This window comes from Streptosporangium roseum DSM 43021 (genome assembly GCF_000024865.1).
Taxonomy (GTDB): domain Bacteria; phylum Actinomycetota; class Actinomycetes; order Streptosporangiales; family Streptosporangiaceae; genus Streptosporangium; species Streptosporangium roseum.
In genome coordinates this window covers 3194006-3215088 of sequence record NC_013595.1, presented here as the reverse complement: position 1 = coordinate 3215088, position 21083 = coordinate 3194006, and the positions used below count along the sequence as shown (strand labels likewise).

18 protein-coding genes are annotated in these 21083 nt (G+C 71.9%); 2 read left to right on the top strand and 16 right to left on the bottom strand.

The features are described 5' to 3' along the window. The first annotated feature begins 71 nt into the window (after window positions 1–71). On the top strand, window positions 72–764 hold the full coding sequence (locus tag SROS_RS14305) for an ArnT family glycosyltransferase (protein WP_012889652.1): 693 nt from the start codon (window positions 72–74) through the stop codon (window positions 762–764). Window positions 765–904: 140 nt separating this feature from the next. Here SROS_RS14305 and SROS_RS14300 read toward each other — a convergent pair whose 3' ends face one another. The 3 genes from SROS_RS14300 to gltB all read right to left on the bottom strand — a co-directional run bounded on the left by SROS_RS14300 (window position 905) and on the right by gltB (window position 8770). Continuing rightward, window positions 905–2575 carry a S8 family peptidase gene (locus SROS_RS14300; RefSeq protein WP_012889651.1) on the bottom strand — a complete coding sequence of 557 codons (1671 nt, stop codon included), beginning with the start codon at window positions 2573–2575 and terminating at the stop codon, window positions 905–907. Between the two features lie 133 nt (window positions 2576–2708). Next, window positions 2709–4187, bottom strand: a complete 1479-nt coding sequence (locus SROS_RS14295) for a glutamate synthase subunit beta (protein WP_012889650.1) — start codon at window positions 4185–4187, stop codon at window positions 2709–2711. 77 nt (window positions 4188–4264) lie between these two features. After that, window positions 4265–8770 carry a glutamate synthase large subunit gene (gltB, locus tag SROS_RS14290; protein WP_012889649.1) on the bottom strand — a complete coding sequence of 1502 codons (4506 nt, stop codon included), beginning with the start codon at window positions 8768–8770 and terminating at the stop codon, window positions 4265–4267. Window positions 8771–8970: 200 nt separating this feature from the next. Here gltB and SROS_RS14285 point away from each other — a divergent pair, with 200 nt between their 5' ends. Continuing rightward, window positions 8971–10521 carry a bis-aminopropyl spermidine synthase family protein gene (locus tag SROS_RS14285; protein ID WP_012889648.1) on the top strand — a complete coding sequence of 517 codons (1551 nt, stop codon included), beginning with the start codon at window positions 8971–8973 and terminating at the stop codon, window positions 10519–10521. Here the strand turns inward: SROS_RS14285 and SROS_RS14280 are convergent. From SROS_RS14280 to hisI, 13 genes are all read right to left on the bottom strand, one after another. Then, complete coding sequence (locus SROS_RS14280; protein ID WP_012889647.1) at window positions 10487–11107, bottom strand: hypothetical protein; 621 nt, start codon at window positions 11105–11107, stop codon at window positions 10487–10489. The two genes, SROS_RS14285 and SROS_RS14280, sit on opposite strands and share 35 nt — an antisense overlap. 155 nt (window positions 11108–11262) lie before the next feature. Beyond that, window positions 11263–12069 carry a hypothetical protein gene (locus SROS_RS14275; protein WP_148269084.1) on the bottom strand — a complete coding sequence of 269 codons (807 nt, stop codon included), beginning with the start codon at window positions 12067–12069 and terminating at the stop codon, window positions 11263–11265. After that, window positions 12069–12788 (bottom strand): VIT1/CCC1 transporter family protein, encoded by a 720-nt coding sequence (locus tag SROS_RS14270; protein WP_012889645.1) that lies wholly within the window; start codon window positions 12786–12788, stop codon window positions 12069–12071. The genes SROS_RS14275 and SROS_RS14270 overlap by 1 nt, the downstream gene beginning before the upstream one ends. Further along, the gene (gene lgt / locus SROS_RS14265; protein WP_012889644.1) at window positions 12785–13903 is read right to left on the bottom strand and encodes a prolipoprotein diacylglyceryl transferase; all 1119 of its coding nucleotides are present in this window, start codon (window positions 13901–13903) and stop codon (window positions 12785–12787) included. The genes SROS_RS14270 and lgt overlap by 4 nt, the downstream gene beginning before the upstream one ends. A gap of 26 nt (window positions 13904–13929) precedes the next feature. Next, complete coding sequence (locus SROS_RS14260; RefSeq protein WP_012889643.1) at window positions 13930–14694, bottom strand: thioredoxin domain-containing protein; 765 nt, start codon at window positions 14692–14694, stop codon at window positions 13930–13932. Further along, window positions 14694–15275 (bottom strand): DoxX family protein, encoded by a 582-nt coding sequence (locus tag SROS_RS14255; RefSeq protein ID WP_043652008.1) that lies wholly within the window; start codon window positions 15273–15275, stop codon window positions 14694–14696. Before SROS_RS14255 ends, SROS_RS14260 begins: the two co-directional genes overlap by 1 nt. A 466-nt stretch (window positions 15276–15741) precedes the next feature. Continuing rightward, a complete protein-coding gene (trpA, locus tag SROS_RS14250) occupies window positions 15742–16536 on the bottom strand; it encodes a tryptophan synthase subunit alpha (protein WP_012889641.1) in 795 nt (264 codons plus the stop codon). 67 nt (window positions 16537–16603) lie between these two features. Then, the gene (trpB, locus tag SROS_RS14245) at window positions 16604–17809 is read right to left on the bottom strand and encodes a tryptophan synthase subunit beta (protein ID WP_043655585.1); all 1206 of its coding nucleotides are present in this window, start codon (window positions 17807–17809) and stop codon (window positions 16604–16606) included. Window positions 17810–17852: 43 nt separating this feature from the next. Beyond that, a complete protein-coding gene (gene trpC / locus SROS_RS14240; protein WP_012889639.1) occupies window positions 17853–18662 on the bottom strand; it encodes an indole-3-glycerol phosphate synthase TrpC in 810 nt (269 codons plus the stop codon). Between the two features lie 169 nt (window positions 18663–18831). Then, complete coding sequence (locus SROS_RS14235; protein ID WP_012889638.1) at window positions 18832–19269, bottom strand: DUF2752 domain-containing protein; 438 nt, start codon at window positions 19267–19269, stop codon at window positions 18832–18834. An 81-nt stretch (window positions 19270–19350) separates the two neighbouring features. After that, window positions 19351–19740, bottom strand: a complete 390-nt coding sequence (locus tag SROS_RS14230) for a DUF4190 domain-containing protein (protein WP_012889637.1) — start codon at window positions 19738–19740, stop codon at window positions 19351–19353. Window positions 19741–20013: 273 nt separating this feature from the next. Further along, window positions 20014–20664 carry a Trp biosynthesis-associated membrane protein gene (locus SROS_RS14225; protein ID WP_012889636.1) on the bottom strand — a complete coding sequence of 217 codons (651 nt, stop codon included), beginning with the start codon at window positions 20662–20664 and terminating at the stop codon, window positions 20014–20016. Then, window positions 20661–21008 carry a phosphoribosyl-AMP cyclohydrolase gene (gene hisI / locus SROS_RS14220; protein ID WP_012889635.1) on the bottom strand — a complete coding sequence of 116 codons (348 nt, stop codon included), beginning with the start codon at window positions 21006–21008 and terminating at the stop codon, window positions 20661–20663. Before hisI ends, SROS_RS14225 begins: the two co-directional genes overlap by 4 nt. Between the last annotated feature and the right edge of the window lie 75 nt (window positions 21009–21083).

Genomic DNA, 21083 nt, shown 5'->3' with positions numbered 1-21083 from the left:
CCTGCGACGTTCTCATCGGATCTTCATGCGTCGCCAAGGAGGCGTTGAGGGGATCCGCCGAGGGTGGGCCCATGGATGTGCGGAGAGAGCCGCGGTGGTCGAGGTGGGCGCTGGTCGCGGCGTGTGCGCTCGGCGGGGTGCTGTACGGCTGGGCGCTGGGTTCGGTCGGGTACGGCAACTCCTACTACGCGGCGGCGGCCCGGTCGATGAGCCAGAGCTGGTCGAACTTCTTCTTCGGGGCGTTCGACCCGCTGGGCGTCTCGACCGTGGACAAGCCGCCGGGCGCGCTGTGGGTGCAGGCGCTGTCGGTGCGGTTGTTCGGCTACCACGGCTGGGCGCTCATCGTGCCGCAGGTCGCCGAGGGGGCGGCGCGGGGCGGTGGGTCCTCGGGCGGCGGCCTGTCCACGTGGGGCGTGGCCACCGGGACGCTGACCGCGCAGCAGCGGAGCGTGCTGGACTACGCCACCGCCAACCGGGACGGCGCCCGGATCCTGCTCGCCACCCTGTCGGCGACCGGCGCCGCGCCGTACATCATCGCGACGGGCGGGGACGTGATCGCGATGGGCGGCTACAACGCCACGGACCAGGCGGTGAGCCTGGCGGAGCTTGAGCGGCTGGTCGCGGAGGGCGACCTGCGTTCGGTCCAGCTGTCGGGGTTCACCGGGCAGGGCGCCGAGGCCGACCCCCGGCTCGCCTGGATCCGGCGGAACTGCGCCCAGGTCCGGCTCGACGGGGTGAGCGACCTCTACCGGTGCGGCGCCTGAGGAGGGCCGCCCCGGTGCCGGGCACGGGATCCGGACCCGGCCCTGGCGGCTCAGCGGGTGACGGCGGCGGCCCTGGCGCCTCAGCGGGTGACGGCGGCGGCCCTGGCGGCTCAGCGGGTGACGGCGGCGGCCCTGGCGGCTCAGCGGGTGACGGCGGCGGCCCTGGCGGCGTTGACGATCCCTCTGCCGTAGAAGCCGTTGCGGGACTTGGAACCCTCGCAGACCTGGGGGAACTTCTGTCCCTCGATGCGGTAGACGTACCTGCGCGGCGAGGGGCAGGACTTCTTGGTGGCGGTGGCGTAGAGCAGGCGCTGGACGTCGGCGGGGGCCATGCTGACACCGCCCTTGCCCGGCTTGCCGAAGCGGCTGAGGAGGATGGCCGCGACGCCGGTGGCGTGCGGGGCGGCCATGGAGGTGCCCGCGAGGTACTGGTAGTAGGCGCAGGTGCCGTCGCGGCAGTCGCGGACGACCGAGGAGTTCTTGGGCAGGCCGTCACGGTTGATCAGCCCCTGGGCGCGGAGCACGTGCTCGGGGGCGGCGGCCAGGATGGTCCTGGCGACGTCGGGGTCCTTGGTGCCGTCGTACTCGTCGCCGCCGGGGGCCGACAGGTCCGTCTGCTCGAGGCCGTAGTCGGAGTAGTAGGCCTTGCGCCCGCTCGTGCCGAGCGCCGACACCGCGATGACGCCCTTGGACTCGGCCGGGACGTTGAGGCAGGAGTTGTCGACCTTGCGGACGCGCGTGGAGTCGGCCGGGTAGTCGGGGCTGGTGGTGTCGGTCTTGGGCCGGCCGAGGTCGGTGAGTTCGTTGCCGAGGGCGCTGATGAGGGTGACGCCGTGCCCGCGGGCGTAGTCCAGCGCGCGCTGCATGCCGGTGATGACCCCGCGCTGCTCCAGCTGTTCGGCCTTGGAGTCGGCGGGGTTGGCCGCGCAGTTGAAAAGCCAGGGGTCGACGTAGTAGCTCATGTTGACCACGTTGATCCCGGCGTCGCCGGCGTAGGTGAGCGCGTCGAGGCTGGGCTTGAGGAAGAATATCCCGGCGTCCTGGCCGGCCCGCAGGTTGACCAGGGACACCTCGGGGGCGACGCCGGCGACGCCCAGGTCGTTGATCGGCGAGCCGATCGTGCTGGCGACGTGCGTGCCGTGGCCGTCGTCGTCCCAGTCGGCCGGGTCCTTGCATCCCTTGAACTCGCAGGGCCCGTCGAAGGTCTGCCCCTTGGAGTCCTTGGGCCGGTCGGTCACGAAGTTGCGGCTGAGCGCGCGGTTGAAGTTCGGCGCGATGTCGGGGTGCCTGCCGTCCACGCCGGTGTCGATGACGCCCACCAGCACCTTCTTGCTGCCGGGCGCGGTGGCGTAGGAGCCGTCGGCGGTGGCGCCGATCATCTTCATGTCCCACTGCCGTCCGGCCAGCGGCTCCACGTCGTCGGCCAGGACGACCTCCCGGATGTCCGAGGCGCCCGTCCCGGCGGCGGAGACCGCGGGGCCGGTCCCGGAGACGGCGGTCGCGGAGCCGATCCTGCGGTCGGAGGAGACGCCCGCGACGGCGTCGCTGCCGGCCAGGTCCTCGACGAAGCGGGCTCCCGGGCCCCTGGCGACGACGTAGCCGAGCTTGGGCTCGGTGGACAGCGCGGCGCCGCCGCCCGCCCTGATCGCGGCGATCGCCCGGTCCCGGGCGCCGTCGGCGTAGAAGACCAGGTAGTCGCGGAGCTGTCCGCCGGCGGCCGCCGTCCCGCCGGTCAGGGAACCCACCGTGAGGGAGCCCGTCAGAGCCACCACCGTCGCCGCGCCGGTCAGGCGGCCGCTCCAACGATTCATATATCCCCCGCATCAACCCAGATCAGGAAGAATCATCTTTCAGGGATATAACCGCCACAGCAACCTGAACACTGACTTAGCCTGATGTTTCCGGTACGACGGGCAGCGCCGTACCGGAAACACCGTGGGACGGTCAGACCAGCGGCCGGGCCGTGGGCGGGATCGCCACCGGCAGGGCCGTCTGGCCGGTGAGGTGGCGGTCGACCGCCGCCGCGGCCGAGCGGCCCTCGGCGATCGCCCAGACGATCAGCGACTGGCCCCGGCCGATGTCACCGGCGACGAACACCCCGTCCACCGACGACATGTAGCCCTTGTCCCGCGCGACGTTGCCCCGCGCGTCGAAGAACTCGCCCGCCGCGACGGAGGCCAGCTCCTCCAGCAGGCCGCCCTTCTCCGGGCCGACGAAGCCCATCGACAGGGTGACGAGCTCGGCGGGGATCTCCCGCTCGGTGCCGGCGATCGGCTTGAAACCGGTCGCCGGACCCTCGACCTCGACCAGGCGCAGCGCCCGGACGTTGCCGTCGGCGTCGCCGGCGAACTCGGTGGTGGAGACCGCGTAGACCCGGTCGCCCCCGCCCACGGCCAGCTCCTCGTGGGCGCTCTCCATCTTGAACAGGATGGGGAACGTGGGCCACGGCTGGCTGCCCGGACGGTCCGCCGGAGGCTGGGGCATGATCTCCAGCTGGGTCACCGACGCGGCGCCCTGCCGGATCGCGGTGCCGATGCAGTCGGCGCCGGTGTCGCCTCCGCCGATCACGACGACGTGCTTGCCCTCGGCGCTGATCGGCGAGACCGGGAAGTCGCCCTCCTGGACCTTGTTGGACGGCGGGAGATACTCCATCGCCTGGTAGATGCCCTTCAGGTCGCGCCCGGCGACGGTCAGGTCCCGCCACCGGGTCGCGCCGCCCGCCAGGACGACGGCGTCGAACTCCTCGCGGAGCCGGGCCGCGGTGATGTCGACGCCGACGTTGACGCCGGTGCGGAACTCGGTGCCCTCGGCCCTCATCTGCGCGAGCCGGCGGTCGATGTGCCGCTTCTCCATCTTGAACTCGGGGATGCCGTAGCGGAGCAGGCCGCCGATCCGGTCGGCGCGCTCGAACACCACCACGTCGTGCCCGGCCCTGGTGAGCTGCTGGGCGGCGGCCAGGCCCGCGGGGCCCGAGCCGACGACCGCGACCCGCTTGCCGGTCTTCGAGGCCGGGAGCTGGGGGGTGACCCAGCCCTCGTCGAAGGCGCGGTCGATGATCTCGACCTCGACCCGCTTGATCGCCACCGGGTCGGAGTTGATGCCGAGCACGCACGCCGCCTCACAGGGCGCCGGGCACAGGCGGCCGGTGAACTCCGGGAAGTTGTTGGTGGCGTGCAGGCGCTCGATGGCCTCCTGCCAGTCGTCGCGGTAGACCAGGTCGTTCCACTCGGGGATGAGGTTGCCCAGCGGGCAGCCGTTGTGGCAGAACGGGATGCCGCAGTCCATGCAGCGCGCGGCCTGCTTGGTCAGCGCGGGCTTGGGGAAGTCCTGGTAGACCTCCCGCCAGTCGCGGATGCGCACGTCCACCGGGCGGCGCGCCGGCAGCTCGCGTCCGTGCGTGAGAAAACCCTTCGGGTCAGCCATCGGTGTGCCCCCTTATCCCTGAACAGTCTCGTGAGCGCGGCCGGTGGTGACCGCTCCGGCGGGCGCCGGCGCCGGCGTCATCCCTGAACCGCCGCGGTCATGACCGCCTCGTCGATGTCGCGGCCTTCGAGGCGCGCGGCCTCGGCGGCCCTCAGGACCCGCTTGTAGTCCGTCGGCATGATCTTGCTGAACCGGGCCGGGTCCCAGTCGGTCAGGAGCGCCTTGGCGACCGTGGAGCCGGTCTCCGTCAGGTGCGCCTCGACGATCTCCCTCAGGGTCTCGGACTCGGCCTCGTCCAGCGACTCGATCTCCACCATCTCGCGGTTGACCCGCGCCGGGTTGAGGTCGAGCAGGTAGGCGACGCCACCGGACATGCCCGCCGCGAAGTTGCGGCCGGTCGGGCCGAGGACGACCACCTTGCCGCCCGTCATGTACTCGCAGCCGTGGTCGCCGACGCCCTCGACGACCGCGGTGGCGCCGGAGTTGCGGACGCAGAACCGCTCCCCCATGACCCCGCGGACGAACACCTCGCCGGAGGTCGCGCCGTACAGGCCGACGTTGCCGGCGATGATGTGGCCCTCCAGCGGCGCCTCGTCGTGCGGCTGGACCGTGATCCGGCCGCCCGACAGGCCCTTGCCGAGGTAGTCGTTGGCGTCGCCGGTCAGCCGCAGCGTGACGCCCCGGGGCACGAAGGCGCCGAAGGAGTTGCCCGCCGAGCCGGTGAACCGGACCTCGATGGTGTCGTCGGGGAGACCCGCTCCGCCGTACCGCCTGGTCACCTCGTGGCCGAGCATGGTGCCGACCGTGCGGTTGACGTTGCGGATGGGCAGCTCCAGGGTGACCCGCCGGCCGTGGTCCAGCGCGCCCTCGGCGAGCTGGATCAGCGTGTGGTCCAGCGCCTTGTCCAGCCCGTGGTCCTGCTCCTGCGTACGGCGGAGCGCGGTGCCCTCGGGCAGCTCCGGCTGGTGCAGGATCGGCGCCAGGTCCAGGCCCGCGGCCTTCCAGTGGTTCTCGGCCGAGGTGGTGTCCAGCAGCTCGGCGTGGCCGATGGCCTCGTCGAGGCTGCGGAAGCCCAGCGCGGCGAGGTGCTCGCGGATCTCCTCGGCGATGAACTCGAAGAAGTTGATCACGAACTCGGGCTTGCCGGTGAACCGCTTGCGCAGCTCGGGGTTCTGGGTGGCGACGCCGACCGGGCAGGTGTCCAGGTGGCAGACGCGCATCATCACGCAGCCGGAGACGACCAGCGGGGCGGTGGCGAAGCCGTACTCCTCCGCGCCGAGCAGCGCGGCGACGACCACGTCGCGGCCGGTCTTGAGCTGGCCGTCCACCTGCACCACGATCCGGTCGCGCAGGCCGTTGAGCAGCAGTGTCTGCTGGGTCTCGGCCAGGCCGAGCTCCCAGGGCGCGCCCGCGTGCTTGAGCGAGGTCAGCGGGGAGGCGCCGGTGCCGCCGTCGTGGCCGGAGATGAGCACCACGTCGGCGTGCGCCTTGGACACGCCCGCCGCGACCGTGCCGACGCCGACCTCGGCCACGAGCTTGACGTGCACGCGGGCGACCGGGTTGGAGTTCTTCAGGTCGTGGATGAGCTGGGCGAGGTCCTCGATGGAGTAGATGTCGTGGTGCGGCGGCGGCGAGATGAGGCCGACGCCCGGGGTGGAGTGCCGGGTCTTGGCGATCCACGGGTAGACCTTGTGGCCGGGCAGCTGGCCGCCCTCGCCGGGCTTGGCGCCCTGGGCCATCTTGATCTGCAGGTCGTCGGCGTTGACCAGATACTCCGACGTCACGCCGAAGCGGCCCGAGGCCACCTGCTTGATGGCGGAGCGGCGGGCGGGGTCGTAGAGCCGCTCGGGGTCCTCGCCGCCCTCGCCGGTGTTGGACTTGCCGCCCAGCCGGTTCATCGCGATAGCGAGGGTCTCGTGCGCCTCCATCGAGATGGAGCCGTAGGACATCGCGCCGGTGGAGAACCGCTTGACGATCTCGGAGACCGGCTCGACCTCGTCGATCGGGACCGGCTCGCGGACGCCGTCCCTGAACTTGAACAGGCCGCGCAGCGTCATCAGCTTCTCGGCCTGGGAGTCCACCAGGCCGGTGTACTCCTTGAAGATCTCGTAGCGGCGCGAGCGGGTGGCGTGCTGCAGCTTGAAGACGGTCTCGGGGTTGAACAGGTGCGGCTCGCCCTCGCGGCGCCACTGGTACTCCCCGCCGACCTCCAGGCGGCGGTGGGCGTTCTCGGCCCGCGGGTAGGCCCGCCCGTGGCGGAGCGCGACCTCCTGGGCCAGGACGTCGAAGCCGATGCCGCCCAGGCGGGAGGTCGTCCCGGTGAAGCAGGCGTCGATGACGTCCTGGCCGAGCCCGAGCGCCTCGAAGATCTGCGCGCCGGTGTAGGAGGCGACGGTGGACACGCCCATCTTGGACATGACCTTCAGCACGCCCTTGCCGTACGCCTTGATGAGGTTGCGCACGGCCTTGTGCTTGTCGATCGCCAGGACGCCGGAGTCGACCATGTCCTCGACGGTCTCGATGGCGAGGTAGGGGTTGACCGCGCCCGCGCCGTAGCCGACGAGGAGCGCCATGTGGTGGGCCTCGCGGGCCTCGCCGGTCTCGATGACCAGGCCGACCCGGGTGCGGGTCTTCTCGGCGATCAGGTGGTGGTGGACCGCGCCGGTGAGCAGCAGCGACGGGATCGGCGCCAGCACGTCGGAGGAGCCCCGGTCGGAGAGCACGATGACGCGCGCCCCGCCCTCGATCGCCGCCGAGACCTCGGCGCAGATCTCCTCAAGGCGGTGCAGCAGCGCCTCACCGCCGCCCCGGACCTCGTACAGGCCGGAGACGACGCGCGGGTGGAAGCCCGGCAGCGCGCCCTCGTCGTTGATGTGGATGATCTTCGCGAGCTCGTCGTTGTCGATCACCGGGTACGGCAGCACGAGCTGGCGGCAGGAGGCCGGGCCCGGGTCGAGCAGGTTGCCCTCGGGGCCGAGGGTGCTGGCCAGGGAGGTGACGAGCTCCTCGCGGATGGCGTCCAGCGGCGGGTTGGTGACCTGCGCGAAAAGCTGGCTGAAGTAGTCGAACAGCAGCCGGGGCTTCTCGCTGAGCACCGCGACCGGGGTGTCGGTGCCCATCGAGCCGATCGGCTCGGCGCCCACCTTGGCCATCGGCGACAGGATGATCCGCAGCTCTTCCTCGGTGTAGCCGAAGGTCTGCTGACGCTTGATCAGCGCCTCGTGGGTCGGGATCTCACGCGAGCGGGCGGGCAGCTCCTCGAAGCGGACCAGACCGGCGTGCAGCCACTCGGCGTAGGGCAGCTCGGCGGCGAGCTCCGCCTTGATCTCGTCGTCCTCGATGATCTTGCCGAGCTCGGTGTCGATCAGGAACATCTTGCCCGGCTGCAGGCGGCCCTTGCGGACCACGTCCTGCGGCGCGATGTCGAGCACACCGGCCTCGGAGGCCAGCACGACGAGGCCGTCCCTGGTGACCCAGAACCGTCCCGGGCGCAGGCCGTTGCGGTCGAGGACCGCGCCGACCAGGGTGCCGTCGGAGAAGGTGATCGAGGCAGGGCCGTCCCAGGCCTCGAGCAGCGTGGAGTGGAACTCGTAGAACGCCCGCCGCGCGGGGTCCATCTCGGTGTGGTTCTCCCACGCCTCGGGGATCATCATCAGCACCGCGTGCGGCAGCTTGCGCCCGGCGAGGTGGAGCAGCTCCAGCGTCTCGTCGAAGGAGGCGGTGTCGGAGCCGTCGGGGTCGCAGATCGGGAAGAGCCGCGACAGCTCGCCCGGGATGGCCGCGGTCTCCAGCATGGCCTCGCGGGCCCGCATCCAGTTGCGGTTGCCCTTGACCGTGTTGATCTCGCCGTTGTGGGCGACGTAGCGGTAGGGGTGCGCCAGCGGCCAGGAGGGGAAGGTGTTGGTGGAGAAGCGCGAGTGGACCAGCGAGATCGCGGTCTCGTAGCGCTCGTCGCTCAGGTCGGGGAAGAACGGCTCGACCTGCGGCGGGGTGAGCATGCCCTTGTAGACGATCGTCCGGGCGCTCAGCGAGGGGAAGTAGACGTCCACCTCGTGCTCGGCCCGCTTGCGCAGGCAGAAGGCCAGCCGGTCCAGCTCCAGGCCGCTCTCGCCCTGCGGCGAGGCCACGAAGATCTGCCGGAAGAACGGCATCACCGCGCGGGCGCTCGGCCCGGGCAGCGTGGGGTCGGTCGGCACGTCGCGCCAGCCGAGGACCGTCAGGCCCTCCTCCGCCGCGATCTCCTCGATCATCCGCACGCCGATCGCGCGGGCCTCGGGGTCGGCGGGCAGGAAGGCCGTGCCGACGGCGTAGGAGCCCGCCACGGGCAGCGGGAAGTCCGTCACGGCGCGGAAGAACGTGTCGGGGATCTGCGTCAGGATCCCGGCGCCGTCGCCGGTGTCCGGTTCGCTACCCTGGGCCCCCCGATGGTCGAGGTTGCAGAGCGCCGTCAGGGCCTTCGCGACGATGTCGTGACTGCGGCGGCCGGCCACGTCCGCGACCATGGCGACGCCACAGGCGTCGTGCTCGTGCGAGGGGTGGTAGAGGCCCTGGGGCTCGGGAAAGCCGAGGTGGGCAGCAGGCATTGAATCCCTCCCGTCGTCTTGCTTCTTTGGAACAAGCAAGGGACGACGTTGGCCCTGCTGCGTGGTGTGTAGACATTACCGTACCCTGTCGGAAACGTGCCTACCCGGTCCATATCGCGAACATTTAGTAGCGATCCGTCCGTTCCGTTCAACATGGCGGCGGGGCAGGACATTCCAGGTGAGGGCTCTAGGGTGGCCCCATGGAAGCGATTGCGGCGCTCATCGCGCAGGCGGGTGTGGACGGCAGGCGGCTGCGGACGGTGCTGGCACTCCTGGGGGACGGCCGCTGGTGGACTCTGGCGGATCTGGTCCGGGAGAGCGCGACGTCACGGCGGACCGTCGAGGCCCTGCTGCGCGAGGTCGGGCTGGAGCGCTCCGGCGACCGCTTCCGGCTCCGGGAGCCGCTGATCGGCCTCGCTGGCGCCGCCGTCGCGCCCGCCGACCCGGTGGCGCACCTGCTGCCCGGCCACGCCGAACTGGTGGCGCGGATGGAGGAGCTGGTCGCCAAGGCGCCCCGCGGCCGCCAGGCGCTGGATCACGTGGCCGCGACCGCCGACACCGTGGTCCGCCGGGCACTGCTGCTGGACGCCCGGTTCTGGCTGGAGGGGGCCCGGCTGCTGTGCGTGGGAGACCACGACCTGACCTCGCTGGCGACCGCCCTGCTGCACCCGGGCGTCGAGGTGACCGTGGTGGACATCGACGAGCGCATCCTCGCCTACATCGCCGGCCAGGCCGACCGGCTCGGCCTCAACGTGCGGACCCGCTGGGCCGACCTGCGCCTGGGCCTGCCCGCGTCCGTCCAGTCATGGGCCGACCTGGCGATCACCGACCCGCCCTACACCCCCGAGGGCATCGGGCTGTTCGCCGCCCGCGCCGTGGAGGGGCTCCGCGACCGCGAGCGGGGCCGGATCCTGCTGGCCTACGGGGCCAGCGAGCGCACCCCCGCCCTCGCTCTGAAGGTGCAGCACGCCCTGTCCCAGCTCAACCTCGTCAACGAGGCCATCTACCCCGACTTCAACCGCTACTTCGGCGCCGAGGCCATCGGCTCCGCCGCCGACCTGTACATCCTCCGTCCCACCACCAAGACCTGGCCCGCCGTGGCCGCCCGCGTCGACGGCTTCGGCGCGGCCATCTACACCCACGGCCCCCAGTCCGTCGAGTCCACCGGCGTCCCCGTCCCCGCGCCGGCCGCCACCGGCCAGGCGCCCGAGGTGCTCGTGGGCGAGTGGCCCAGGGACCTGCTCGCCAAGACGCCCCGGGCCCGCCTGACGACATGGCTCGCCAAGCCCTACGCCAGCGACCCCGGCAGGGTCGCGATAGCCGTACCGGCGGGGCTGGAGGCGGCGCTGCCCCGGCTGCTGCTGGCCACCCGCGCCCGGCAGGTCCAGGTCACCCTGGCCGGACCGCCGAAGGACCTGCCCGCCGACCTGCTCTCCCCGGTCTACGGACTGACCGTCGACGGCTCGACGGTCCACGCCGTACGGCTCCCGCCTCCCGCGACGGACGAGGGGCGGATCCTGCGCCGCATCCTGGACAACGCCCACGGCAAGCTCGCCAACACCTGGCGCGAGGCCCTCATCAAGGTGCGGGGCGAGCTGACCAAGAAGCAGGCCAGGGCCGTCGTCACCGCCGTCGCCCCCTGGGCCGACGACGTCACCGTCCTCGAACTGCCCGCCCACCGCCTCCAGGAGCTCCCCGCCGCGGTGCGGAGCTCCCTCAGCGCACCAGACGCTGCTGGATCACCAGGCTGAGGCTGTCCATCGCGACCTGCGGGTAGGTGAGGTCCACCCGGCCCGCGCCGCCCACCGGGGCGACCCAGCTCACGGTGACGTAGTGTCCCAGGGCCCGGGCCTGGGCCCAGCTCCGGGAGCCGTCGAAGCCGGCGGGGGTGCCGGGGGCCGGCCGTACGAAACCGCCGCTCTTGAGAGCCGCCACGAGCCGGTCGGCCGCGGCGGAGTCGGCCAGGTTGAAGATGAGGAACTGCCCGGAGACCCGGCCGTCCGGGGTCGCGTAGTGGGCCCGGAGCGCCTGCGTGCATCCGGCGACGGCGGCCTCGGCGCTCCCCCACACCGCCGGGACGCAGTCGGTGAGCGTCTCGGCCCCCTTGCTCGCGAGCGTGCTCTCGCCCGCGGTCACCGATCCGGTGGGGAACATCTCCGCGGCGGTCAGCGGATCGGGGTCGGCGGCGCGGGTGGCGATCGGGGCGTAGTGCGCCGTGGTCGGCTCGCCCCGGAAGACCGCCGGACGCGGGCCGTCCTCGCCGCCGCCCAGCCACAGGAACGCCGCTCCCGCGGCGACGGCGAGCAGCACGGCGGCGACGGCGATCCACTTGCGCATGACCGATGAGCCTACTGGGACCGCGGGGGTGGCGCAGGCCTGAGGGGCGGAGTCACGCAGGTCCGGGGACCGGGAGCCGCAACGGACGGGCCGCCCCTGCAGAGCTGACGGGCGGGCCGCCCCGCAGGGCTGACGGGCGGCCCGCCTCCGCAGGGCTAGGGAGCGGGAGCGGGGCCGGCGGCGACGACGCGGCGGAACACGGCCTTCTCCGCGCCGCGGACCGCCAGCGACAGGGAGACGAAGTCGTCCTTGGCCCCCGGCTCGGCGCCGTCGGCCCGGCCGATCCAGACCAGGCCCACGTAGTGGCCCATGGCGTGACCGCTGGCCTCGGTGTAGCCGCCGATCGGGAAGCGCGCCCTGCCCGACTCCAGCAGGAGGGTCCAGCCGCCCCGGTGCATGGTCGTCAGCGACTGGACGAGCCCGTCGGCGGAGGCGGTGTCACGCAGGTTGAGCAGGGTGTACTGGGCGACGTGGCGGCCGTCGGTGTAGACGCCCCGGGCCGCCTGGGTGCACCCGGCCTGGGCGAGCTGGTCGGCCAGCCCCTGCCCCCAGACCACCGCCGAGCAGTCGGCGTCCATTTTGGTGGCCGCCAGCTTCAGCGTGGTCCTGCCCTCCTTGAGGACCTTCTCCGCGAAGACGTCCTTCAGGGTCAGCGGAGCGGGGTCGGCCTTGCTCCGCGCGATCGGCGCGAACAGCTTCGGCGAGACCCAGCCCTTGTAGGCCTCGGGCCGGGGCTGGGTGGAGATGGCCGCGGCGGTGGCCCGCTCGGGCACGAAGTCACTGCTCATCGAGCCGATCACGAAGGTGAGGACGACCGCGGCGACCAGCACGCCGGCCACCGAGCCGACGACCGCCAGCAGCCGCTGCTGGCCCTGGCTCAGCCCCCACTCCTCCAGCCGGGGGCTGCTCCAGGTCTGCGTCTTCGCCGGGGTGCGGCGGCGCTTGCGGGCGGGAGTGGTCATCACAGTCCGCTCCCTCCCAGGAGATTGCCGAGGCCGAAGGTCAGAGCGGCCGCGACCACGCCGACCACGAGCTGGCGCAGCCCGCTGTACCACCAGCTGCGCGCGGTGACCCGGGAGACCAGCGCGCCCGCGCCGAACAGGGCCAGGCAGGAGATCACCGCCGAGCTCACCAGGCTGGTGACCCCCAGGAGGTACGGCAGGAGCGGCAGGATCGCGCCCACGCTGAAGGACAGGAAGGAGGAGAGGGCGGCGATCCTGGGCGAGGGCAGGTCGTCCGGGGCGACCCCGAGCTCGGCCCGGGCGTGCACCTCCAGCGCCTTCTCGGGATCCTGGGAGATCTGCCGGGCCACCTCCGCCGCCACGCCGGGCTCGACGCCACGCGACTCGTAGAGCTGGGCGAGCTCGGCCTGCTCGGCCTCGGGGTGGCGTTCGAGCTCGCGCCGCTCGACGTCGATCTCGGCGAGGGCGAGCTCCCGCTGGCTGGCCACCGAGACGTATTCGCCGCCGGCCATGGAGAACGCGCCCGCCGCCAGCCCGGCCACCCCGGCCAGCACGATGACCTTGGTGCTGGCCGTACCGCCCGCGACACCGGCGATCAGGGCGAAGTTGGAGACGAGCCCGTCCATCGCACCGAACACCGAGGGCCGCAGCCAGCCCCCGTTGACGTCACGGTGCGCGTGATGGATCTCGGCGCGCCCCCCGGACTCGCCTGCGCTCATGGTCTCTCTTTCTCGGCCTCTGCTGTGGCCCGCACCGCGCTCTCCTCCCGGGACGCCCCGGGGGTGCCCGCGGCGCCGGTCTTCTCGGCCTCGTCGGCCTGGTCGGACGGGTGCGCCGGGTCGACGGCCCCCGCACCGTCCGGTGCGAGCTCCGAGGCCACGCCGGCGGGCTCCGCACGCCCCTCCGGCCGGTCCTGCCCGTCATCCCCGGCGTCGCCGGCCCTCTCGGCCTCGTCGGCCTCGTCGGACGGATGCGCCGGGTCGACGGCCCCCGCACCGTCCGGTGCGAGCTCCGGCGTCACCCCGACGGACTCCTCCCCTGTCTTCCTTCCGGCATACCAGAAATAGGCCAGCGCCGCGACGAGCAGGATGATGGAGGTCCACTGGTTGAGCCGCAGGCCGAGGATGTGGTGGGCGGTGTCCACCCGCAGGCCCTCGATCCAGAACCGGCCCACGGTGTAGCCCGCGACGTAGAGGGCGAAGACCCGGCCGTGACGGAGCGCGAACCTGCGGCCGGCCCAGATCAGGACGAGCGCCAGCCCCAGGTCCCAGATCGACTCGTACAGGAAGGTGGGGTGGTAGGTCGCCTCGCCCGGCACCGTGCCCGGCCGGTCGGGGTCGATCTCCAGGCCCCAGGGCAGGTCGGTGGGCCTGCCGAACAGCTCCTGGTTGAAGTAGTTGCCCCAGCGGCCGATCGCCTGGGCGACGGCGATGCCGGGGGCGACGGTGTCGGCCACCGCGGACAGGGAGATCCCCCGGCCGCGGCAGCCGAACCACACGCCGAGGGCCCCGAGCGCGACGGCCCCCCAGATGCCCAGCCCGCCGTTCCAGATGAACAGCGCCTCGATGGGCTCGTTGGGCGCGTCCGGCCCGAAGTAGAGCTGCCAGTCGGTGATGACGTGGTAGAGACGCCCGCCGACCAGGCCGAACGGCACGGCCCAGACGGCGAGGTCCACGATCGTGCCGGGCGCGCCGCCGCGGGCGCGCCAGCGGCGCTCACCCATGATGACGGCGACGATGACGCCGAGCACGATGCACAGTGCGTAGGCCCGGATGGGGACCACGCCGAGGTGCCAGACCCCCTGGGAGGGGCTGGGAATCGAGGCGAGGGGCATGTCAGGTGACGTTACCGTGTCACGGGCTACTTGGCCGCATCAAGTATCGCCTGGCGCAGATCGGCCGGCTTGAACGCCACGCTGTTGTCCACCTCGGTGCCGTTGATCTTCAGCGTCGGGGTGCCCTGGAGCTTCGCGCTCTCCAGGATCTTGGTGCTGTAGGCGGTGTGCTCGGGCGCCTTCTGCTGGCCGGTGACGCACTTCTCGAAGCCCGGGTCGGTGACCCCGGCGTCCTTGCCCCAGGCGACCATGTCATCGAGCTTGAAGCCCTCGACGGTCTCCGACGGCTGCTCCTCGAACAGCCTGTCGTGGAATTTGATCCACGGAGCACCGCCGGGGACGCAGCGGGAGGCGGCGCCGCCGCGGACGGAGTTGCCGCGGGTGACGCCCTTGTTCGCCTCCTGCGGGAAGATCGTGATCGGGTGGTAGACCACCTTGACCTTGCCCTCGGCGGCCAGGTTCTTGATCGTGGCGCCGCTGGTCTCCTCCAGCGCCTTGCAGGCGGGGCACTGGAAGTCCTCGTAGACGTCCAGCACCGGCTTCTCCACGCCCGCCTTGGCCATCACCACGGAGCCGTCGGCGGCGGCGGTGATCGGTGCCAGCGCCCCGCCGGCCTCCTCGGACTTGCTTCCCTGGGCGGCGTACCACCATCCGGCCCCGACGGCGCCGAGCGCGACGACCGCCACCGTTGTGATCGTCGCGATGCGCTTGAGCCGCTCCTTCTTCTGCTGCTCCTCGCGCTGCGCCTTGATCCGGTCACGCGCCGAATGATCCCGCGCGGCCTTGCCCATCAGTGGTTCTCCTTTTCATAGGGCTTCTCGTCATCGCCCTCGATGTCGTCGTCGTACGGCTCCCGCCCCGAGGTCAGCCCCAGCGCGGAGTCCAGCGCGAACCGCCCCGGCGGGAACCAGGCGACGACCACGCCGAGCGCGAAGAAACCGGCGTCACGCAGGATGTCGATGAGGTAGTCGGGCTCCACCCCGGCCTTGAGCTGACCGCCGCCGCCGAAGCAGCCGCAGTCGATCCGCAGCCCGCGCGCCCACGCCGATGCGATTCCGATGACAAAAGCCAGCATAAGCAACGCGGAGATGATGCCCGCCGCACGGGTGAGCAGCCCGACAACCAGCAACACCCCTATGACGATCTCCAGGATGGGCAGGCCGTAGCCGACCACCGTGGCAAGCGAGTCCGGAAGCAGTTCGTATGCCTTGACCGCCTGCACGGACAGCACCGGCGTGCCGATCTTGCCCCAACCGGCGACGATCAGCACTCCCGCCAGCACCAGCCGCGAGACAGTCGTAACCCAGGGTAGCGCCGAACTAGCCGAGTGCGACCGCGGAAGCACGGGCTTGTCAGAAGTCACGAGCACCATCGTCTCCTATTCCGGGCCCCCGGTTATGGCCGACCTCTATGGATACGGCACCATCTGGGGGAAACCCCATCACGAGCTGGATAAGCGTCGAATAAGCCAACTAACGAGCACGGAACCACAGAACTGCCGCACCATAAATGCCCAGGTGACAGGCCGACACAGCAGCAGACATCCTACGGCGAACTCCGGCTCCAATCCCGCTGGACGGCTTCCTCACCCTGACGCACCGTATCCGGGACGGGCTCCGCCCTGATCTCCGGCCCCACCCCGCCGGGGACGCGGGAACCGGCCGGCGGCTCCGGCGGCCGGAAGGGAGGGGCGCGGCCGGCCGGTAACGGCACGCCGGGAAACGCGGCGTGCTCCGGCGGGGCGTTTTACCGCATTCACCGGAGGTGGAACGGATGGGCCCGGTGGGAAACGAGAAATGCGGCCGTTCCACGGAACGGCCGCATTTCAGATGAGAGATCTACCTCCGGACGCCCGCCGCCAGCTCGGCGCCCAGTTCGCGGACCGCCGCCAGGCCGGAGGCCTCGTCGGGGGCGTCCAGCAGGCGGCGGATGAACGCCGAGCCCACGATGACGCCGTCGGCGTAGCGGGCCACCTCGGCGGCCTGCTTGCCGGTGCCGACGCCCAGCCCGACGCAGACCGGCATGTCGGTCTGCAGGCGGGTCCGCTCGACCAGCCCCTGGGCCGCCTCGCCGACCGACTCGCGGGCGCCCGTGACGCCCATCAGCGAGGCGGCGTAGACGAAGCCGGTGCAGCAGCCGACAACGGCCTTGATACGGCTCTCGGGAGAGCTCGGCGCGACCAGGAAGACGGTGTCGATCCCGGCGCCGGCGCTGGCCGCGCGCCAGGGCTCGGCCTCCTCCGGGGTCAGGTCGGGGGTGATGGTGCCCACCCCGCCCGCGTCCGCCAGGGCACGGGCGAACCGGTCGGCGCCGTAGCGGTCGATCGGGTTCCAGTAGGTCATGACCAGCGTGGCGGCGCCCGTCTTGGCCACGCCCTCGACCGTGCGCAGCACGTCGGCGATGCGGGTGCCGTTGGTCAGCGACCGGTGCACGGCGTCCTGGATCGTCGGGCCGTCCATGAGCGGATCGGAGTAGGGCAGGCCGATCTCGATCACATCGCAGCCCGCGTCCACCATGGCGGCGGCGGCCGCGATCGCGCCGTCCTTCGTCGGGAAGCCGGCGGGGAGGTATCCGATGAGGGCGGCGCGATCGTCCGCCTTCGCCCTGGCGAACACCGTCTGAAGAGTCGTCATCGTTGATTCCGTTGCGGGTCGTGGCCTCGTCCCCGCCGGCCGGGCCGGCGGGGACGCGAGTCGGCCGTCAGAGGTTGAAGTACTTCATGGCGGTGCCCATGTCCTTGTCGCCACGGCCCGAGAGGTTGACCAGGATGGTCGCCTCGGGTCCCATCTCACGGCCGAGCTTGAGGGCGCCGGCGAGCGCGTGGGATGACTCGATCGCCGGGATGATGCCCTCGGTGCGGGCGAGCAGCGCGAAGGCGTCCATGGCCTCGGCGTCGGTGATGCCGTGGTAGGAGGCGCGGCCGGTGTCCTTCAGCCAGGCGTGCTCGGGGCCGACGCCGGGGTAGTCGAGGCCGGCGGAGATCGAGTGGGAATCGATCGTCTGCCCCTCCTCGTCCTGCAGGACGTAGGTGCGCGAGCCGTGCAGGACCCCGATGGAGCCCTCGGTGAGCGTGAGGGCGTGCTCGCCGGTCTCCAGGCCCCGGCCGCCGGCTTCGTAGCCGTGGAGCTGGACGCCCTCGTCGCCGATGAAGGCGTGGAAGATGCCGATCGCGTTGGAACCGCCGCCGACCGCGGCGGCGACGGCGTCCGGCAGCCTGCCGGTGAGCTCCAGCATCTGCCGGCGGGCCTCGACGCCGATGATGCGGGCGAAGTCGCGGACGATCTCCGGGAACGGGTGCGGGCCGGCGATCGTGCCGAAAAGGTAGTGGGTGCGGTCGACGTTGGCGACCCAGTCGCGGAAGGCCTCGTTGATGGCGTCCTTGAGGGTCTGGCTGCCGTTGGTGACCGGGACGACGGTGGCGCCGAGCAGCTTCATGCGGGCGACGTTGAGCGCCTGGCGCTCGCAGTCGACGGCCCCCATGTAGATCACGCACTCCAGGCCCATCAGGGCGGCGGCGGTGGCGGTGGCCACGCCGTGCTGGCCCGCGCCGGTCTCGGCGATCACCCTCGTCTTGCCCAGGCGCTTGGTGAGCAGGGCCTGGCCGAGCACGTTGTTGATCTTGTGAGCGCCGGTGTGGGTCAGGTCCTCGCGCTTGAGGATGATCCGGGCGCCGCCCGCCTGCTCGGCGAACCGCGGCACCTCGGTGAGGGTGGTCGGCCGCCCGGCGTAGGTGCGCAGCAGGTGGTCGAACTCGCGCAGGAAGCCGGCGTCGTTCCTGGCCTTCTCGTACTCGGCGGCCACCTCGTCCAGCGCCGGGATGAGGGCCTCGGGCACGTAGCGCCCGCCGAAGACGCCGAACTTGCCGTGGACGTCCGGGTCGTCCCCGTGAACGCCGTTGCCGGCCAGGTCCGCCGGGGTGAGAAGGGTTCCGTCTGTCGCTGTCACGTTCTTACTGCCCCTCAGGTCGAGATGCGGGGTGGGCGCCGGCGGTGACCAGGTCGACCACCGCGGCCCGCGGGTCCTTCCCGGTGACCAGGCTCTCGCCGACGAGGACGGCGTCGGCGCCCGCCCTGGCGTAGGCGAGCAGGTCATGCGGACCGCGCACACCCGATTCGGCGATCTTGATGACGCCTTCGGGGATCTTCGGGGCCAGCTTCGCGAACACCTCGCGGTCCACCTCAAGGGTCTTGAGGTTGCGGGCGTTGATGCCGATGATCCGGGCTCCCGCGGCGAGCGCCCGGTCTAGCTCCTCTTCGGTGTGCACCTCGACCAGCGGGGTCAGGCCGATCGACTCGGCCCGCTCGATGAGCGAGACCAGCGCGTTCTGGTCCAGCGCGGCCACGATCAGCAGCACCAGGTCGGCGCCGTAGGCCCGGGCCTCCCAGAGCTGGTAGGAGGTGACGATGAAGTCCTTGCGCAGCACCGGGATATCGACCACGGCGCGCACGGCGGCCAGGTCGTCGAGGCTGCCGCCGAAGCGGCGCCTCTCGGTCAGCACGCTGATGACGTGGGCGCCGCCCGACTCGTAGTCACCGGCGAGCGCGGCGGGGTCGGCGATCGCGGCGAGCGCGCCCTTGGACGGGCTGGAACGCTTCACCTCTGCGATGACCGCCACCTGGTCGCCCCCCAGCGCCGCATAGGCGTCGCGGGGCGCGGGCGCCCGCTCGGCCCGCTCCTTGAGCTCGGCCAGCGACACCGTCTCCTGCCTGCCGGCCAGATCAGCGCGCACCCCTTCGAGGATTTCCTCCAGAACGCTCACTTGCCCTCCTCGCGAAACTCGGAGGTCAAGTTCGCGAACGCTGCCGTGTCCATGGTCCGCTCGCTCCACTCGCTCACGAGTAAGGCCCCTCCCGATCGATTGCCTTGGTCCAGCCGATGCTATCGGGCTTGCCGTGGTCGCCCCGCCACGGGGTGACGCCTATAGGTGACTATGGGGCCAAGAATTCCCCAAAAGCAACATTTCTCACTATCCAAAAAACGATCATTAAAGCAAGAAAAGCCCATACATAGGAAGGATGTATGGATATCCCCTTCAGGGGCGCGCCCCGCCAGGAGCGCAGCGCCCAGCGCCCCCACAGGAAGGCCAGGACCGGGACCATGACCACGACCAGGAGGTTGAGTCCGAGGGCCGTGACGGGGTCGCCGTGGGCGAGCGCGTGAACGGCCCGCAGGCCGCCGCAGCCCGGACAGTAGAGCCCGGTGAGCATGAGGAAGGGACACGTGGGGTAGTGCCCCGGCTCGTTCGGGTCCACCACGCCCACGTAGGCGACCGCTGCGCCGGCTGCCAGCGCGGCGCCGAGCGGGGCCAGCACGGCCAGCGCCCGCGCCCGCGGTCCCCGTACGTCCGCGGTCCTTTCCGTCACCATCGGCCCGCCCGCACCTCTCCGCCAGCGACTGAGCGACTACCTGTCACCGGCCACGATACTCAAGGCGGGGGCGGATGCCCGTCAGTAACCCGACAGCGAGGCGGAACCGGCCAGTACACCGATCGCGACCAGCCAGATCACCAGCACGACCAGCCAGCAGGCGACGCCGAAGTAGGACAGGACCAGGCCGGCGATGGCCATGCCGCGCCCCTCCTCGTGCGTCCGCTTGATCTGGCCCAGCGAGATGTGCCCCAGCACGATGCCCACGATCGAGGTGATGCCGCATATGAACAGCCCGGCGATGCCCATGATCAGCGCGGCGATGGCCATGCCGTTGTTGCCCCGGGGCGGCTGCGCGCCGTAGCCGTAGGGGTCGTAACCGCCGCCGGGGGGCGGGCCGTACCCGCCGGGAGAGCCGTATCCGCCGCCCTGCGGTGGCCCGTAACCGCCGGACTGGTTCCCGTAGCTCATGAATGACTCCCCTTTATGCGAGTTGCGGGCGAAATCCTAGCGAAAACCGCGTCTTCCACGAGATCCGCTCCCCGCTTCCGTGGGCAAGTTGTGACCGTGCGGTGAGCATGGGCGTCGCGTACGGCGCCGCCACCGATATCCCGCCGGCGGGGTGCCCCCGGAAAGCGCAGCCACCCGCAGCCCTCCGGCCGTCTCCGGAACGGGACGACCGGCCGCGAACACCGTGCCGCCGACAGAACGGGACGGCCGGCCGCCTCCCGGGACGGCCGGTCCTCAACGCTCCCTGTTCTCCGGACCGGCCGTGCTCTCCGGAGCGGCCGTGTCTTCCGGAGCGGCGGTGTCCTCCGGACCGACCGTCGGATCGGAGCCGAGGTCGATCGCGTCCCACAGCGCCCGCTCGCTCGGAGCCCCGCCGGTGGAGGCGGCGCCGGCGGCGGCCGGGCCCGATCCGCGGCGGTCGTAGCGGTCGGACATGCCGGGCCAGCCGGCGCCCCTGACGGCGGCCACCACTCCCGCGCACGCCAGCAGCAGCCCGCCAGCCCCGGCGACCAGCGGCCAGGCGGCGGCCGGGGCGGCGTGGAGGGCGCCGGGCTCGGCCAGCGGGATCTGCCGGGCCGCGATCTCCAGCGCCGCGCCCGAGTCGCTTCCCTGCCAGGCCCAGGCGATCATCCCCGCTCCGCAGAGGGCCATCACCGCGCCGACGAGCCTGCGCCAGACCCCCCGGGTCGCGAGCACCGCGACCACCGCGGCGAGCGCCGCCCAGGCCGCCGGGCCGAGCGCGGGCACCAGTTCCGCGGCGGTGACCGCCACCTTGCGCGGGCCGTACGTCACGGTGAACCACTCGCGGCCGGCGGCGAGCAGCACGAGCGTGGCGCCCGCCGCGCAGACGGCCACCCAGGTCCACAGCACCCGCCGGGCGGTCACTTCGGGTTCACCGCCAGCTCGTCGGCGTCGAAGCAGGTCCGGTCGCCGGTGTGGCAGGCGGCGCCCACCTGGTCGACCTTGAGCAGGATCGTGTCGCCGTCGCAGTCGAGGGCGGCGGACCTGACGTGCTGGACGTGACCGGAGGTGTCGCCCTTGACCCAGTAGGAACCGCGGCTGCGCGACCAGTAGGTGGCCCGGCCGGTGGTGAGCGTGCGATGCAGGGCCTCGTCGTCCATCCAGGCGAGCATCAGCACCTCGCCGGTGTCGTACTGCTGGACGATCGCGGGCACCAGCCCGTCGCCGGTGCGCTTCAGCCGTGCCGCGATGGCGGGGTCAAGGGACATGCGGCAATTGTGCCGCAACCAGGGAGAGGGGTGACTTCCGGCATGGCCGGGCGGCCGCGCCCGCGCCTCCCCGGA

Excerpts from the sequence above, each read along its gene's own strand:
- lgt (WP_012889644.1), bottom strand. The coding sequence starts at position 13,903 with ATGCCCCTCGCCTCGATTCCCAGCCCCTCCCAGGGGGTCTGGCACCTC.
- hisI (WP_012889635.1), bottom strand. The coding sequence starts at position 21,008 with ATGTCCCTTGACCCCGCCATCGCGGCACGGCTGAAGCGCACCGGCGAC.
- SROS_RS14295 (WP_012889650.1), bottom strand. The coding sequence starts at position 4,187 with ATGGCTGACCCGAAGGGTTTTCTCACGCACGGACGCGAGCTGCCGGCG.
- SROS_RS14275 (WP_148269084.1), bottom strand. The coding sequence starts at position 12,069 with ATGACCACTCCCGCCCGCAAGCGCCGCCGCACCCCGGCGAAGACGCAG.
- SROS_RS14235 (WP_012889638.1), bottom strand. The coding sequence starts at position 19,269 with ATGGTGACGGAAAGGACCGCGGACGTACGGGGACCGCGGGCGCGGGCG.
- SROS_RS14230 (WP_012889637.1), bottom strand. The coding sequence starts at position 19,740 with ATGAGCTACGGGAACCAGTCCGGCGGTTACGGGCCACCGCAGGGCGGC.
- gltB (WP_012889649.1), bottom strand. The coding sequence starts at position 8,770 with ATGCCTGCTGCCCACCTCGGCTTTCCCGAGCCCCAGGGCCTCTACCAC.
- SROS_RS14260 (WP_012889643.1), bottom strand. The coding sequence starts at position 14,694 with ATGGGCAAGGCCGCGCGGGATCATTCGGCGCGTGACCGGATCAAGGCG.
- trpA (WP_012889641.1), bottom strand. The coding sequence starts at position 16,536 with ATGACGACTCTTCAGACGGTGTTCGCCAGGGCGAAGGCGGACGATCGC.
- SROS_RS14285 (WP_012889648.1), top strand. The coding sequence starts at position 8,971 with ATGGAAGCGATTGCGGCGCTCATCGCGCAGGCGGGTGTGGACGGCAGG.
- SROS_RS14280 (WP_012889647.1), bottom strand. The coding sequence starts at position 11,107 with ATGCGCAAGTGGATCGCCGTCGCCGCCGTGCTGCTCGCCGTCGCCGCG.
- SROS_RS14300 (WP_012889651.1), bottom strand. The coding sequence starts at position 2,575 with ATGAATCGTTGGAGCGGCCGCCTGACCGGCGCGGCGACGGTGGTGGCT.
- SROS_RS14270 (WP_012889645.1), bottom strand. The coding sequence starts at position 12,788 with ATGAGCGCAGGCGAGTCCGGGGGGCGCGCCGAGATCCATCACGCGCAC.
- SROS_RS14305 (WP_012889652.1), top strand. The coding sequence starts at position 72 with ATGGATGTGCGGAGAGAGCCGCGGTGGTCGAGGTGGGCGCTGGTCGCG.
- SROS_RS14255 (WP_043652008.1), bottom strand. The coding sequence starts at position 15,275 with ATGGTGCTCGTGACTTCTGACAAGCCCGTGCTTCCGCGGTCGCACTCG.